Here is a 15,255-nt window from a genome sequence, read left to right as displayed (position 1 = left end):
CAAGGTAGAAGTCTCAGCGAGGGCGGTGGGCGCCAAGGAACGGGCCATCGCCGGCCGCGTCGATGCGTGCGATGGCCTCGGCGATCGGTTCCAGGATGACCGCCATCTTCCATGCCGTGGCATGGATCATCAGATCGGGCGATAGCGCCAGCGCGACATGACCCGGCCAGAACAGCAGATCGCCGCGTCGGATGTCGGTCACCTCGGGAAACGCCGCACGCTGCAGATCGCTGTCGCCGGGGCAGGGAATGTCGCAACCGCTCAGTGCTGCCTGAACGAGGCCCGAACAGTCGATCCCCCAGTCGCTGTTGCCGCCCCAGAGATAGGGCGTGCCGATCAGCAGTTCCGCCACCGCGACGGGATCGGTGGCGGGTCGGTCGGCGATATGCGGCAGCGGCACATATCCACCCGTGGCAAGACGCGCGAACCCAGCTTCGATGCCTTCGACGGCCAGCCGTGCCCCGATGGACAGGGCGTGCATCTGATGCTGCTTCATGTCCGGGCCGGGATAGACATGGGTGGCGGGCGCCGTGACGCGGTGGGTCAGGGGCGGCAGATCGCGGGTCAGGGCGGCATCCCGCAACCAGCCGCAATAGCCGTCAAGCCCCATCTGCACGAATGTCCAGTCGCCGTCCCGGTCGATCACCGTCGCATCGGCGCCGAAATTCACCTGCCGGTCGCGCCGTCCATCGGGCGCGTTCAGCAGGTCCGCCAGAGGTACGGCCAGACGCGCGGGCGTGCCGGGCGTATAGTCGGGACGATCCAGGATTCCCCGCAGGCTGGCCAGCGCGATCCGGTCGGTCGCCGGGGTCAGGCGGCGATCAAGGCTCATGGCAGGATCTTCGGCAGGGCCGCCAGCAGGGCGCGCGCGCCCTGTCCTACACCGCCCTTCGGACGGCCCGGCGCGGCGGTCGGCTGCCAGCCATAGATGTCCAGATGAACATATCTGCCCGCGCCCTGGGCAAAGCGCCGCAGGAACAAGGCGGCGGTGATCGAGCCGGCCATTCCGCCCGAGGGGGCATTGTCCAGATCGGCGATTCCCGGTTCGATCAGGCTGTCATAGGCGGCCCAGAACGGCATCCGCCACAGTGGATCCGCCGCGTCCATGGCGGCGGCCTGAATGGCCTGTGCGGTCGCATCATCATCGCAGTAGAAGGGCGGGATATCCGGTCCCAGCGCGACCCTTGCCGCCCCGGTCAGCGTTGCGAACGAGATCATCAGATCCGGGCTATCTTCGGCCGCAAGCGTCAGCGCATCGGCCAGCACCAGACGCCCTTCGGCATCGGTGTTGTTCACCTCGACCGTCAGTCCCTTGCGGCTGGTCAGCACGTCGCCGGGCCGGAACGCATTGCCGGCCACGCTGTTTTCCACCGCCGGGATCAGCACCCGGATGCGGCGCCCGAGCGCCGCGCCGGTGCCAGCCAGCATTTGCAGGAAGCCAAGCGCCGTCGCCGCCCCGCCCATGTCCTTCTTCATCAGACCCATCGACGCGCCGGGCTTCAGGTTCAGCCCGCCGGTGTCGAAGCACACGCCCTTGCCGACGATGGTCAGCGTCGGGCCGTCACCGTCCCCCAGGCGGATGTCGATCAGCCGCGGCTCGGCTTGGGCGGCTCGGCCGACCGCGTGGATCATCGGCAGGTTCGCGTCCAGCAGGGCCGGGCCGCTGGTCACCTCGATCGAGGCGCCAAGCCGGTCTGCAAGCGCGCGGGCCGCGTCTTCCAGTTGCTGCGGTCCCATGTCGCTGGCGGGCGTGTTGATCAGGTCACGGGTCAGGAATTCGGCCGCGGCGATCGCCTGCACTTCCTGCGCGTCCAACCCTTGGGGGCAGACAAGCCGCGCGCGCCCGGCGCCGGTGCCGGCCTTGTAGCGGGTGAACCGATACTGACCCAGAAGCCAGCCAAGCGCGGCCTGTCGCGCGTCCATCCCTTCGGGGATGTCGGCCAGGCGCCAGATGCCCTCGGGCAGGGTCTCGGCGGCGCGGGCCAGCGGGAAACGCTGCCGGTCGGCGCGGTCCCGGTTGCCCAGTCCGAACAGGGCGCCGGCGACGCCGCCGCGACCATCGGGCAGCAGGCATGACTGGCCCGCAGCGCCCTCGAAGCCGCAACTTTCGGGCCATGTACCGGCGTCAGCGTCGTCCGGCACCGGCTGGCCCTGCCATACGGGCCAGATCGGCAGGGCGTCCTGATGGCTGGGGGCGAATTCGGGCGTCATCTGCGGTGTCCTTGGCTGCGTCGGGCCAGACTACATCCTGCTGTCGGGGCCGCAAGGCCCCGCCCGGCGTCGGTCGCCGGCCCGCATCAGCCCGACTTGTCGCGATCCCAGATCGCCGTCAGCGATCGGTTTCCAACGCGCATCAGGCGGGCACGGACTGCGGCCAGTGCCGCCGTTTCGCGCCGTTCGGCCAATGCGCCAAGATCCATCGCGACACCGGCAAGCGACAGCAATCCGATCTGCCAGGCCAGCCGCGACAGCCTGTCAGCATGATCGACGGCCCGCGCAAGATCGCCATCGGCAAGCGCGCGGTCGGTTGAGTCCAGCGCAACCGCAAGCTGTTCCAGCGCCAGCCCGATGACATTCTGCGCGGCCGTTTCGCCCAGTTCGCTGATGATGTCGCTGACGCGCCTTGCGTCCACGCGGACCGGTTCCGATACCGCCAGCGCCTTGATCTGTGCCATCCGCACCTCCGACAAATTCCTGTCCGCACCAATCCGGGCAACATGACTGCGGGCGATGAAGAAAGGCTTGACCGCCCCGAAAGAAACCGCTCGAATTTTCCTCAATCTCCGCATATCAAGCTGCCAAACGCGCGAGGTCAGCCATGCACAACGTCCGCCCCCTACCGCAATATCTGGTCAGCCGCTTTCACGGCTGGAAGGCCACGTCCTATGCCGAGAACAGCGCCTGGTATCGGCGTCTGTCCGACGATGGCCAGCGTCCGCGGGCGATGGTGATCTCGTGCTGCGATTCGCGCGTTCATGTCACCGGCATCTTCGGCGCGGATACGGGCGAGTTCTTCATTCACCGCAATATCGCCAATCTTGTGCCTCCCTACGCGCCCGACGGCCAGCAACACGGCACATCGGCTGCGGTGGAATACGCGGTGACGGCGCTGAAGGTGGCGCATCTGATCGTGGTCGGCCACACAAGCTGCGGCGGGGTGGCGGGCTGTCATGCGATGTGTTCCGGCAAGGCCCCCGAGCTTGAGGAAAAATCCAGCTTCGTGGGTCGCTGGATGGATATCCTGCGGCCGGGCTATGAGCGCATCAAGGACCTGCCAGAGGATCAGCAGGTCAGCGCGCTGGAGCGCGAGGCCGTCATGGTTTCGGTCGAGAACCTGATGACATTCCCCTTCGTCAAGGCGGCTGTCGAGTCGGGTGAGATGTCGCTGCACGGGCTTGTTCACGACATTCGCGAAGGCACGCTGTATCAGGCCGAGGATTCGGGGCATCGCTGGACGGTCGTCTGATCCGGTATTGCCGATCCGGCCTGTGAATCAGCGCCGGGTGGCGGCATGACTGCCAGACCATGGTCGGTGGCGATGGTCTTGGACCATAAAATCGAAACGCGTGGGTAGGCAGATCTTGGCTAAATGACCTATGGTACCTTCACCCGAAGGGGCGTCAGGGATCAAGACGTGTGCAGCCGGGCGCACGGACCACTGTTTCCAGTTTCAGATAGCGGATCCTTACCATGACTGATACGTGGGGATGGTGGGCGCAGGGCGCCTCTTCCGAGAGCGGGGTTTCTCCCGGAACGGACATCCAGTCCAACTATAACGGCTTCACGTTCAACATCGGCGGAAACACGACGGCGCATGGCTATGGTGACATGGCGATGGTGGATGGCGACGGCGATGGAAATTTGTCTGCAGTCCAGGCCAACGGCTCGCCTGCGCCGGGCAACGGAGATCGTTTCACCACACCGGATGGCGTCGATCGACAGATCTTCGAGGTGCGGATTTTCGATGACAGCGTCTACACCTATACTGACGCCGATGGTGCACTTCAGACCTATGTGACCAGAGCCGTGGTGTATCAGATCGGCAATGGCGATCTGGTCGTGCGGATGCGCGACGATGACAGCAACGCGGCACCAGAAGACTTTCGATACCAGAACGTCACCAACGTCGAGCTGGGAACGTGGGATGGAGCGCAGTATATTAGCACTGTCGTCTCGAATTTCGACGAGTTTCCGCCCAATGTCTGTTTCGCCTCGGGCACGCTGATTGCGACGGCTTATGGGCAGGTCGCGGTCGAGGACATCAAGACGGGTGACCTTGTGGTGACGCGAGATGCAGGCCTGCAGCCTGTGCGCTGGATCGGTTCACGCAGGCTGGAGACTGAAACGCTGGCGCGGCATCCCCGGCTGCGCCCGATCCGGATCCGGGCCGGCGCGCTTGGCGAGGGCACGCCGTCTTCTGATCTGCTGGTCTCGCCCCAGCATCGCGTTCTGGTACGCTCGAAGATCGCGCAGAACATGTTCGGGACCTCCGAAGTACTGGTCGCGGCCAAGCAGCTTCTGTCGATCGACGGTGTCGATGTGGCCACGGATGTGACGCAGGTCGATTATGTCCATTTTCTGATGGACGAACATCAAGTGGTGATCTCGAACGGTGCAGAGACCGAGAGCCTCTATACCGGACCTCAAGCCCTGAAATCAGTCGGCCCCGCCGCGCGGGAAGAGATTTTCTTGATATTCCCGGAGCTGCGGGACCGCGAACCCGGCCAGCAACCCGAGGGCGCCCGCACCCTGCTGACCGGCCGTCAGGGTCGCGAGATGGCCGAACGTCACGCCCGCAAAAGTCGCGCGCTGGTCTCATAGAGCCGTTCGCAGACAAACGTCGCAGCAAGGCCAGCGACGTTTGTCCGCAATCTCCGGCGGCAAAGCGACCGATCCCGTCTCAGCGTCCGGGTCGCCAGCGGATCACGCGCCATAGATAGGCCAGAAGCAGCGCGACGATCACCGCGGTCGAGACCGGGTTCAGCCAGCTGCTGACCTGGTCATAGCGGTCTTCCAGCCAGTATCCGGCAAGGGCCAGGGCAGCGCACCAGATGAGGCTGCCCAGACCTGAAAACAGGATGAACCCCGGCAGGAACATGCGCGCCAGTCCGGCCGGAACCGAGATCAGCGTCCGAACCGTCGGCACGAAGCGCCCGAAGAACACCACCGACCGGCCGTGGCGGTTGAACCAGGTCTGCGCGCGGTCCAGTTCCGATGGTGTCATGGTCAGCCAGCGGCCATGCCGACGGACCAGCTTGCGCAGGCGGTCGGGGCCATAGATCAGCCCGACCAGATACCACAGATAGGCCCCGGCCAGCGACCCGGCCGCGCCCGCGCCGATCGCCAGCCACAGCGGGATGGTGCCGCGCGCGGCGTTGAAGCCTGCCAGCGGCATGATCAGTTCCGAAGGGATTGGCGGGAAGACGTTTTCCAGAAGCATGAGGGCGGCGATGGCCCATGCCCCGCCGCCCTCTAGAAAACTGGCGATGCCGTCGAACAAGATCAGCCCTTCTTCAGGACCCGGTTGCCCAGCAACTCGGCGATCTGGACCGCGTTCAACGCCGCGCCCTTGCGCAGGTTGTCGCTGACGCACCACAGGTTCAGGCCGTTATCGATGGTCGAATCCTGACGGATACGGCTGATGAAGGTGGCGTAATCGCCGACGCATTCAACCGGCGTCGTGTAGCCGCCCGGTTCGCGCTTGTCGACGACCATGATCCCAGGCGCTTCGCGCAGAATGTCGCGGGCTTCGTCCTCGTCCAGGAAATCCTCGAACTCGATGTTGATGGATTCGGCGTGGCCGACAAAGACCGGCACGCGCACGCAGGTCGCGGTGACCTTGATCTTGGGATCGACGATCTTCTTCGTCTCGACCACCATCTTCCATTCTTCCTTGGTCGAGCCGTCTTCCATGAAGACGTCGATCTGCGGAATCACGTTGAAGGCGATCTGTTTCTGGAACTTGTTCGGTTCAACTTCCTGACCCGGCACATACATGCCCTTGGTCTGGTCCCACAGCTCGTCCATGCCTTCCTTGCCCGAGCCGCTGACCGACTGGTAGGTCGAGACGACGACGCGCTTGATGCGCGCACGTTCGTGCAGCGGCTTCAGGGCGACGACCATCTGCGCCGTCGAGCAGTTGGGGTTCGCGATGATGTTCTTCTTCGAATAGCCGGTGATCGCCTCGGGGTTCACCTCGGGCACGATCAGGGGGATGTCGGGGTCGTAGCGATAGAGCGACGAGTTGTCGATCACCACGCAGCCGGCCTTGGCGGCGATGGGCGCGTATTTCTTGGTCGCGTCCGAGCCGATGGCGAACAGCGTCATGTCCCAGCCGGCAAAGTCGAACTGTTCGATATCCTGAATTTTCAGGGTCTTGTCACCGAAGCTGACTTCGGTGCCCTGCGACCGGCGCGAGGCCAGCACGGCAATCTCGTCGACCGGGAACTGCCGTTCGTCGAGGATATTCAGCATCTCGCGGCCCACGTTCCCCGTGGCGCCGGCAACAACGACTTTATAGCCCATTGGGGACTCCTGTTTTCTGCGGTTGCAGGCATTTACCGCAGGCAGGGGCCGGATGGAAGGGGCGCGGCGTTGCGCAGCGCTGCGGGCGTTGCTTCGGTCCGTCGCGCAACAGGTGGAACGTGATGCGAAAAACGCCAGCAAATGCAGGGTTTCGGGCTGCACGGCGCATGCGCCGGGGCGGCACAGCGCGTGCACAGCCTGTACACCGCTTGCGTACGCCCTGTTGCGCGGAAGGTCAGTGAAAGTCCCGGCTGGGGAACAAGCGCTTTGCCTGTTCGCGCGGATGCATGGCCCGGGGCGGCTGCCTGCGCGCGCGGGGGCGGGGGGCGTCATCCGCCTTGGCGTGGGTGACGCCCACGGCCTCTTCCAGCGGATGGCCGAGATCGGAGAGGCGATGGGACAGATCCTCGATCCGATCCGCGATCAGATGGGTGACGATGCCTTCGCGTTGCAGCCGTCCGCTGACCCGCAACAGCCGCCCGCCCATGACGATACGGCGAAACTGCGCATAGACCTTGGGCCAGACGACGATGTTGGACACCCCGGTTTCATCTTCAAGCGTCAGGAAGATCACCCCCGACGCGGTGCCCGGCCGCTGCCGGGTGATGACCAGACCGCAGACCGTGACACGTCCTTGCGGCGTCGCGGGCAACTGGTCATGGCAGGTCAGGCCCTGGATCGAGGGGCGCAGAAGTTCCATCGGATGGGCGCGAAGCGTCAGGCGCATGGAAAGGTAATCCTCGACCACCTCCTGGCCCAGATGCATGGCGGGCAGCGTGACGGCCGGTTCGCGATGCCCCTCGCCATCCAGCGGATCGGCAAACAGCGGCAGAGGCGCCGGTGCCCGGATGGCCCGCACCTGCCACAGCGCGTCGCGCCGGGTCAGGCCCATGCCGGCGAACGCATCTGCCTCGGCCAGCCGTTCCAGGGTCGCCGGAGCCACGCCGGAGCGCAGCCACAGGCTTTCGGGATCGGGATAGCCATTGCCCCGCGCCGCGACGATCCAGCCCGCGTCTTCTTCGCGGAACCCCTTGATCTGGCGGAATCCCAGCCGCAGGGCCAGGCTGCCATCCGCGCGCCGTTCCAGAAGATTGTCCCATGCGCTGCGATTGACACAGATCGGGCGGATATCGACCCCGTGTTCGCGGGCATCCCGCACGATCTGCGCTGGCGCATAGAATCCCATCGGCTGGGAATTGAGCAGCGCGCAGGCGAAGATCGCCGGGTAATGGCATTTCAGCCAGGAAGAGACATAGGTCAGCATCGCGAATGCCGCCGCATGGCTTTCGGGGAAACCGTAATCGGCAAAGCCCTCGATCTGGGAAAAGCAGGCTTCGGCGATGTCCTGGGAATAGCCGTTGGCCAGCATTCCCTTTACGAAACGGTCGCGATGTTCGCCGATCGTGCCCATGCGCCGGAAGGCGGCCAGAGACCGGCGCAGCTGGTCGGCCTCTTCGGCGGAATAGCCGGCCCCGACCACGGCGATCTGCATGGCCTGTTCCTGAAAAAGCGGCACCCCCAGCGTCCTTTTCGTGACCTCGGCCAGGGCCGGGCCGAAGGGTTCGGACGTCTCGAGCCCCTGCCGCCGGCGGATATAGGGCTTGACCATGCCGCCCTGGATCGGGCCGGGACGGACGATGGCGACCTCGATCACCAGATCATAGAAGGTCGCGGGTTTCATCCGGGGCAGGAAGTTCATCTGCGCCCGGCTTTCGACCTGAAACACCCCGATGGCATCGGCGCGTTGAAGCATTTCATAGGTCGCCGGGTCTTCCTTCGGCACGCTGTCCAGGCACAGAAGGGTATTTTCATGACTGTCCAGCATGTCGAAGCATTTGCGCAGGCAGGTCAGCATCCCGAGGCTGAGCACATCGACCTTGAGGATGTTCAACGCGTCGATATCGTCCTTGTCCCATTCGATGATCGTGCGGCCCTCCATCGCGGCATTCTCGATCGGGCAAAGCTCGTCCAGCCGGCCACGGGTGATGACGAAACCGCCGACATGCTGGGACAGGTGGCGGGGAAAGCCGATGATCTCGCCGATCAGCCGGATGGTCTGCGCCAGCCGCCGGTCGCGCGGATCCAGCCCCAGTTCGCGGATGCGGGCCGGATCGGCGCCGTCATTCGACATTCCCCAGATCTGCCCGGCCAGGGCGGCGGTCACATCCTGGCTGAGGCCCATGACCTTGCCGACCTCGCGGATGGCGGCGCGCGAGCGGAAATGGATCACCGTCGCGCAAAGCCCGGCACGGTCGCGACCGTATTTCTCATAGATCCACTGAATGATCTCTTCGCGCCGTTCATGTTCGAAATCGACGTCGATATCGGGCGGCTCGCCACGATGCCGCGAGATGAAGCGTTCGAAAACCATGCCGATCATGTCGGGCGAGACATCGGTGATCCCCAGAAGAAAGCACAGGATCGAATTGGCCGCCGACCCCCGCCCCTGACACAGGATGCCGCGTCGGCGTGCCTCGGTCACGATATCGTGGACGGTCAGGAAATAGGCAGCATAGCCAAGTTCCCTGACCAGGGTCAGTTCCTTCTGCAGCAGCGTCAGAACCCGGTCCGACGGGGCGGTGGAATATCGCCGCGCCAGCCCGGCGCGGGCCAGCCGTTCCAGCCGGTCCTGCGGGGTTTCGCCCTGTGCGATCTCGTCCGGATATTCATAGCTGAGCTGGGCCAGATCGAAGGCGCAGCGATCCGCGATTTCCACTGTCCGCCGGATCGCCGCCGGATGGTTGCGGTAAAGCCGGGCCATCTCGGCCCCCGATTTCAGCCGCCTTTCGGCATTGGGCAGGGCACGGGTGCCAAGCGCGTCGATGGTGATCCCCTTGCGCAGGCAGGTCAGCACATCGGCCAGCGGACGGCGCGCGGCGCGATGCATCAGCACGTCGCCGACGGCCACCATCGGGGTCGAGGCGCGCAGGGCCAGCGCCGCGCAGGCGTCGAACCAGCCCTGGTCCGAGCCGTCATAGCGCGGCGCAGCGCCCAGAAAGACCCGCCCCGGATGGCGCCGGGCCAGCCGCCGCAGCGGATCGGCGGCATCCGCCAGGTCGCGGGGCGGCAGCGCGATCAGGATCATGCCCTGGCAGCCATCCTCGAGATCGTGCAGATCCAGATGACATTCGGCCTTGCCGGCCCGGCGCTTGCCCAGGGTCAGCAGCCGGGCCAGCCGGTGATAGGCCTCGCGGTCGCTGGGCAGGGCCAGCCATTCGACCGGACCATCGCGCAGCACCAGCCGCGCCCCCACGATCAGCCGGGGCAGCCGGGCGGCGGGGTCGCATGGCAGATCCCGCCGCGGCCCGAATTCCTGCCGGGACGACGGGTCGATCCGCCGGGTGGATCGCACGGCAAGGCGCGTCTCGGCCTGTTTGCGCAGGGTCTTCATGGCTGACCACGCCCGCACCACCCCGGCCAGCGAATTTCGATCGGTGATGGCGATGGCCTGCAGCCCCAGTTCGACGGCGCGCAGGACAAGTTCCTCGGGGTGAGAGGCGCCGGTCAGGAAGGTGAAATTCGAGGTCACGCAAAGTTCCGCATAGCCCGGCCCGTCCCGGACGTGACCGGGCTGGTCGTCATCGGCCTGAGTGGCGCCGCGGGGATCATGCACGGCCCCGGTCACGCGAATTCCCCCTGCACGAACCAGCCGGGATGCTGAGGCGTGTGAAACAGCCACAGGCGGCGGCCTTCGCGGGTGTCGATCTTCCAGTAATCCCGAAGGCCCGAGCGCCAGCCGTCATTCGGGGCCCACCATTCCGGCGCGATCCGTTCGGGTCCGATGGCGCGTGCCGCGGTGAAGGACATGCGCCGCCAGCGGAACCGGGCGGGCGGTTGCCTGCCCGAGGCGCTGATCGGCTCGGGCGGGAAAAGCCGCAGGGGCCGCAGACCGGGCCGCAGACCAGATCGGGTCCAGGCCGAAGCGGCGGCCGGGAGGGACAGGGTGGCCGGAACCAGACAGAAAGCCTGTTCCGGGATATGGCTGTCGGCGGGACGGAAACACTGGATGTTGTCCAGCCCGATCCTTGTGCCGATCCGGGTGATCAGATCGTCAAGCCGCTCCTGCCCCGAAGCCTTCGTGTCGATCCCGGTCTGACGGGCGGTCAGCGGTTCGACCACCGCCGCCTCCAGCCGGATCTGGTCGATCCCGAAACCGGCATCGGCCGCCTCTATGTCGCGTTCGAACAGCGGCAGGATCCGGGCGGGGTCGCGCATCGGCCCGGCCAGGCGCAGTGTGATCGGGTGGCTGGCCCGATCGATCCTGCGCAGCGACAGGATCAGCATCCGGGCGCCCATGTCGTCCCGGTCAAGCCGCGCGCAAAGCGGGTCCAGCAGCCGTGCCGTCACGCCCATCACGTCGCGGGTCAGCCCGATCGGTTCGGGCAATGTCATGCGCAGCGCGTAGCGGGGCGGATCGGGCTGCGGCACGACCGGTTCGGGCATCTGGCCCAGGGCCTGATCCAGCCGGGCCAGCAGGTCCGGCCCGAAGCGCCGCGCCAAGGGCGCCCGCGCCGTCGCCGCCAGATCGCCGATTCGGCTAAGACCCAGCCGCTGCAGGGCGATGTCGGTCTTGCCGTCCAGGCGCAGCGCGGCGACCGGCAGCGCCTCCAGCGGTTCGTCGCCCTGCGCATAATGGGCCAGCGCCCAGGCCGCCCCCCTTGTCCCGGCCAGCCCCAGCCGCAGGGTCAGCCCCGCTTGCGCCGCCCTGCCGCGCAGGTCGTCCAGCAATGCCGCCTCGCCGCCCCAGAGATGTGTCGATCCCGTCGCATCCAGCACCAGCCCGTCGCGGCCCTCGAACCCCACCCAGGGGCAATACCGCATGGCCCACCGGCGCAGGGTCCCCAGAAACCGGACATCCAGATCCGGCCGCGCCGGACCGGTCAGCAGGTCGGGACAATAGGCCCGCGCATCGGCCAGGCTCATGTCCCGACAAAGTCCGACCGCCTCGGCGCGGGGGTTAAGGCAATAAAGACGCTCGGCATTGCCGTGCCGCAGTGTCAGCGCGAAAGGGCCGTCAGTCGGGCAAGTGCGCAGAACCCGTTCAGTTGCCAGCCGGGGAAACCACAAGCAGATGATGCGTCTGTTCATCCCATCGAACATGCCAGGCACCGTTTGTTCCTGATTTGTTCTTGATAATTTCCCACCGCATCAGAGTCGAGTCCGGCCGCTGCGGATCCAGGACCGGCACCGCCCGCCAGCGCGTTTCGGCGGCGTTGCTGCCCATGCCTTCGGGAATGAGGCAAAGTCCGGTGGTTCCGCCTGCCTTGGCCGCCAACTGCAATCTGCGTCCTTCGCGCAGATTCAGGGGCCGGGTGATCTGGATCACCACGAATCGCACAGCGGTATCCTTCAGCGCCTCTTCCGCGACGGCAAGGCTGTCGGTCTGGCCGGGTGTTCGCATCAGCAGGATACGGGCCGGATCGATGAAATCGGCAAGGGCCACGGGGTTCAGCGCATCATGCAGCCAGGCCTCGCGGATCCACGGGACGTGACCCGTCACCTGCGCCGCGGCCATCGCCGCAAAGCCAGCGGCCCCGGCCCCGCAGACCTCGTGAACCCTGCCTGACCGCAGCGGGAAAGAGTCGGAAAACGCATTCTGCATGACGCCATATCTACACCGGATGCCTGCGTCCTCTCAATGGCGCCGCCGGGGCTGCCGCGATGCGACTGCTGACCGGCATCCAAATGCACATCCAGGATCGCGAAGAACAGACAGGGCTAGTCAAGGAAGGTCGTTCGCCTGGGGCAGTTCAACTGACACTGCGGACATTCCTGCAAGGAGCAGCGGGGGGCTGGTTTGAGCCCTTACCCACGCTTGTTCAGCTTCAGATTTTTATTGCCTGACGCAACAGCAACGCGATTAAACTGAAGGCGGTTGCACCGCCAATCAAAGGCAACATAACAGCTTTGAAATCGCCCTCTTTCCAAGGCAGATCGTCGCGATACACGAAATCGTAAGTGTTCAATGCCGCCAAAGAAAGACAGATTATGGCGAACAAGATTGTAGAATAGTAAAGCGTCTTCATATTGGGATCATAATCGAACTGTCGATGGCAGCAAAGTCCGCAGAGCGGACAACATCCCTGCATCCCAAGGCGCGGCGGAAGGGCGGCGGCGTCGCCTCTCGCCCCCGGCAGGCATCGACCGCCGGCGACTGCGGGATGCGTTTCGGCGCGCCGCGCTGGTCCCAATGCAACGGCACCGTGCGCAAGAGGTGCACACCTTTGCCGCCTTGGTGCACGCGGTGTGACGCGCCGTGCCCAGCAATTCCTGGTGTTTCCGGCACCGACCCGGAAAATCCGCGCAACACGCAACGCCCGCCCTGTTGCGCGCGTTAGTCCAGCATCAGCGCATCGGCGATGATATCGTCCAGCATGTCCGCTGCGGGCTGCATCGACGGATCATAGCCGCGCCGCCCGACGGTGATCTTGCCCGGCTGATCGGGCGTCTCGAACAGGAAGATGGAATAGGGACAATGCTGGATGTTCAGGATATCCGCCTCCATCACCTCGCGGGAAACCGTTGCGGAACAGAACGTATAGACGTCGCCGTGGGTATACAGATCCTTCTGCCCCCCGACATCTTCCTTGGTCCGGTTCAGCATCTCGCCGACATGGCTGCGCTGTTCGATGACCAGACCCTTGTTCACGATCGCATTCTCGACCGCGAAGGCGATATCCTCGAACGAGCCGTCAACCTGATGCGTGACCGCCGGGATCACGGGGTTGTCATCGGCATGGGCTGTAACGACCAGCCCTGCCAGAACGAAGGGTAATAGGAATGTGATGCGCATTTCGGCCTCCCTCACCGTGTTTGTGTGATGATGGGTCAGCATGTGCAGCCGACGCAAGATATATCGGAGGAAGAATATGAAACTTGCATGGTCCGACGTGACGCCAAGATCGCTCTGGCTGAATCGCCGCAATTTCATTGCCGCCGGTGCGGCCGCCGCCGCATCGCCCGCATTGGCGCTGCAGGGCAAGCCGTCGCCCTATTCCACGGATGCGGACGCGAACACGCTGGAAGAGATCACCAACTACAACAACTTCTACGAGTTCGGCACCGGCAAGGAAGATCCCGCGCGCCATGCCGGGCAGATGACGGTCGATCCCTGGTCGGTCGAGATCGGCGGGTTGGTCGAACGTCCCGGCAACTACGGGGTCGAGGATCTTGCACCCGACAACGCGCTTGAGGAACGGATCTACCGGCTGCGCTGTGTCGAAGCCTGGTCGATGGTGATTCCCTGGATCGGTGTGCCGCTGGCCTCGGTCCTGAACAAGGTGGGCGTGCAGCCCGGCGCGAAATACGTGGCCTTCCAGACCGCGCTGCTGCCCGATCAGATGCCGGGTGTCAGATATCCGATTCTGGACTGGCCCTATCGCGAGGGGTTGCGGATCGACGAGGCGATGCATCCGCTGACGATTCTGGCGACGGGGCTGTATTCCGATCCGCTGCCCAACCAGAATGGCGCGCCGATCAGGCTGGTCGTGCCGTGGAAATATGGATTCAAGTCGATCAAGTCGATCGTGAAGATCACCCTGACCAGTGAACAGCCGGTCGCCACGTGGAAATCCATGCAGCCCGGCGAGTACGGATTCTATGCCAATGTGAATCCCGAGGTGGACCATCCCCGCTGGTCACAGGCCACGGAACGGCGCATCGGTGCGGGTCTGTTCGGCGGCCGCCAGGAAACGCTGATGTTCAACGGATACGCCGATCAGGTGGCCTCGTTGTACCAAGGCATGGATCTGACGAAGAACTACTGATGACCCGCACATTGAACGACGTATTGCGCCGCTGTCCCGTTTGGATGCTGTGGCTGGGGGGGATGGTGCCGCTGGCCCTGCTGACATGGGACACGCTGGCCGGCGGTCTGGGAATTGATCCGATCCGAGAGATCGAGCATCGGCTGGGGCGCACCGCCCTCTATTTCCTGATCGCCAGCCTGGCGGTGACACCACTGCTGCGGATCACCGGGATCAGCCTCATGCGGTTTCGCCGCGCGCTGGGGTTGATCTGCTTCACCTATGCTGGACTGCATGTGCTGTCCTGGCTGTCGATGGATATGGGGTTCCTGTGGGGGCAGATGGCGCGCGACATCGTCAAGCGTCCCTACCTGCTGTTTGGCATGCTGGCCTTCGTGATGCTGACGGCGCTGGCCATCACCTCGAACAACCTGTCGATCCGGCGCATGGGCGCGTTGGGATGGCGGCGGCTGCACAAGCTGGTCTATGTCGCCGCGCCCCTGGTGGCGATGCACTGGATCTGGGCGCTGAAGACATTCCCCGTCACGCCGGGCTTCTGGTTGCTGGTGATTCTTGCGCTTCTGGGCCTTCGCGTCGCGGTTCCACGCCCCCTGCGGCGAGCCAAGCCGGCAAGGGTCTAAAAATAAGATAATATAAACAACGCATTGCCGGAAATATGACGTTTCGGCGAAGATTTTCGCGAATTTCCTCTTGCGGCTCCCGGCCGTGGTTCGTAAATACCCGCTCACCGAGACGGCGGGAACGCAGGAACGGGACGGAGCGGAAGGCAGCAGCCTGAAACTTCGGAAGAAATCAGGAAGCAAAGCGGCTGGGGAAAGCGCTAAGAGATTGGCGCTCCGGTTCTTTTGTTTCCTCTGCTTTTTGACATTGATGGATTTATGAAGGGATATGCGGGCGGTTTGGTCGTATTCGACTGAGTTTCTTGCATATCGGCTCTCTAGCCTTCTGGCGATGATGAGAGTGT

General features: G+C 64.7%; 14 protein-coding genes. 4 read left to right on the top strand and 10 right to left on the bottom strand.

The genetic code is table 11. From position 1 onward, the window contains the following. Positions 1-13: 13 nt before the first annotated feature. From MU516_RS00070 to MU516_RS00060, 3 genes are all read right to left on the bottom strand, one after another. Positions 14-832 (bottom strand): C40 family peptidase, encoded by an 819-nt coding sequence (locus MU516_RS00070; protein ID WP_260275185.1) that lies wholly within the window; start codon positions 830-832, stop codon positions 14-16. Further along, positions 829-2,211 (bottom strand): leucyl aminopeptidase family protein, encoded by a 1,383-nt coding sequence (locus MU516_RS00065; RefSeq protein WP_260275184.1) that lies wholly within the window; start codon positions 2,209-2,211, stop codon positions 829-831. Before MU516_RS00065 ends, MU516_RS00070 begins: the two co-directional genes overlap by 4 nt. Before the next feature lie 86 nt (positions 2,212-2,297). Next, the gene (locus MU516_RS00060; RefSeq protein WP_260275183.1) at positions 2,298-2,675 is read right to left on the bottom strand and encodes a hypothetical protein; all 378 of its coding nucleotides are present in this window, start codon (positions 2,673-2,675) and stop codon (positions 2,298-2,300) included. Between the two features lie 143 nt (positions 2,676-2,818). Between MU516_RS00060 and MU516_RS00055 the strand changes: the two genes are divergently transcribed. Then, on the top strand, positions 2,819-3,466 hold the full coding sequence (locus tag MU516_RS00055) for a carbonic anhydrase (protein ID WP_260275182.1): 648 nt from the start codon (positions 2,819-2,821) through the stop codon (positions 3,464-3,466). 224 nt (positions 3,467-3,690) lie between these two features. Next, on the top strand, positions 3,691-4,821 hold the full coding sequence (locus MU516_RS00050; protein WP_260275181.1) for a Hint domain-containing protein: 1,131 nt from the start codon (positions 3,691-3,693) through the stop codon (positions 4,819-4,821). Between the two features lie 79 nt (positions 4,822-4,900). Here the strand turns inward: MU516_RS00050 and MU516_RS00045 are convergent, their stop codons facing one another. From MU516_RS00045 to MU516_RS00015, 7 genes are all read right to left on the bottom strand, one after another. After that, positions 4,901-5,500 carry a DedA family protein gene (locus MU516_RS00045; protein ID WP_260275180.1) on the bottom strand — a complete coding sequence of 200 codons (600 nt, stop codon included), beginning with the start codon at positions 5,498-5,500 and terminating at the stop codon, positions 4,901-4,903. A 2-nt stretch (positions 5,501-5,502) separates the two neighbouring features. Continuing rightward, positions 5,503-6,525, bottom strand: coding sequence for an aspartate-semialdehyde dehydrogenase (locus tag MU516_RS00040; protein WP_260275179.1), 1,023 nt, complete (start codon positions 6,523-6,525; stop codon positions 5,503-5,505). Between the two features lie 235 nt (positions 6,526-6,760). Then, positions 6,761-10,138 (bottom strand): error-prone DNA polymerase, encoded by a 3,378-nt coding sequence (locus tag MU516_RS00035; RefSeq protein WP_260275711.1) that lies wholly within the window; start codon positions 10,136-10,138, stop codon positions 6,761-6,763. 8 nt (positions 10,139-10,146) lie between these two features. Beyond that, a complete protein-coding gene (locus MU516_RS00030) occupies positions 10,147-11,625 on the bottom strand; it encodes a Y-family DNA polymerase (RefSeq protein WP_260275178.1) in 1,479 nt (492 codons plus the stop codon). After that, positions 11,567-12,127 (bottom strand): hypothetical protein, encoded by a 561-nt coding sequence (locus MU516_RS00025; RefSeq protein WP_260275177.1) that lies wholly within the window; start codon positions 12,125-12,127, stop codon positions 11,567-11,569. The genes MU516_RS00030 and MU516_RS00025 overlap by 59 nt, the downstream gene beginning before the upstream one ends. A gap of 223 nt (positions 12,128-12,350) precedes the next feature. Further along, on the bottom strand, positions 12,351-12,551 hold the full coding sequence (locus MU516_RS00020) for a hypothetical protein (protein WP_260275176.1): 201 nt from the start codon (positions 12,549-12,551) through the stop codon (positions 12,351-12,353). Between the two features lie 308 nt (positions 12,552-12,859). Continuing rightward, positions 12,860-13,318 carry a DUF302 domain-containing protein gene (locus MU516_RS00015; protein ID WP_260275175.1) on the bottom strand — a complete coding sequence of 153 codons (459 nt, stop codon included), beginning with the start codon at positions 13,316-13,318 and terminating at the stop codon, positions 12,860-12,862. Positions 13,319-13,394: 76 nt separating this feature from the next. Between MU516_RS00015 and msrP the strand changes: the two genes are divergently transcribed. Both msrP and MU516_RS00005 read left to right on the top strand, forming a co-directional pair. After that, positions 13,395-14,291 carry a protein-methionine-sulfoxide reductase catalytic subunit MsrP gene (gene msrP, locus MU516_RS00010; protein ID WP_260275174.1) on the top strand — a complete coding sequence of 299 codons (897 nt, stop codon included), beginning with the start codon at positions 13,395-13,397 and terminating at the stop codon, positions 14,289-14,291. Continuing rightward, the gene (locus tag MU516_RS00005) at positions 14,291-14,911 is read left to right on the top strand and encodes a protein-methionine-sulfoxide reductase heme-binding subunit MsrQ (protein ID WP_260275173.1); all 621 of its coding nucleotides are present in this window, start codon (positions 14,291-14,293) and stop codon (positions 14,909-14,911) included. The genes msrP and MU516_RS00005 overlap by 1 nt, the downstream gene beginning before the upstream one ends. Positions 14,912-15,255: the final 344 nt, after the last annotated feature.

The sequence above is a fragment of the Paracoccus maritimus genome (assembly GCF_025195095.1).
GTDB classification, from domain to species: Bacteria; Pseudomonadota; Alphaproteobacteria; order Rhodobacterales; family Rhodobacteraceae; genus Paracoccus; species Paracoccus maritimus.
Note: the sequence above shows the minus strand (reverse complement) of the source record. Positions and strands in the feature narration are given on the sequence as shown.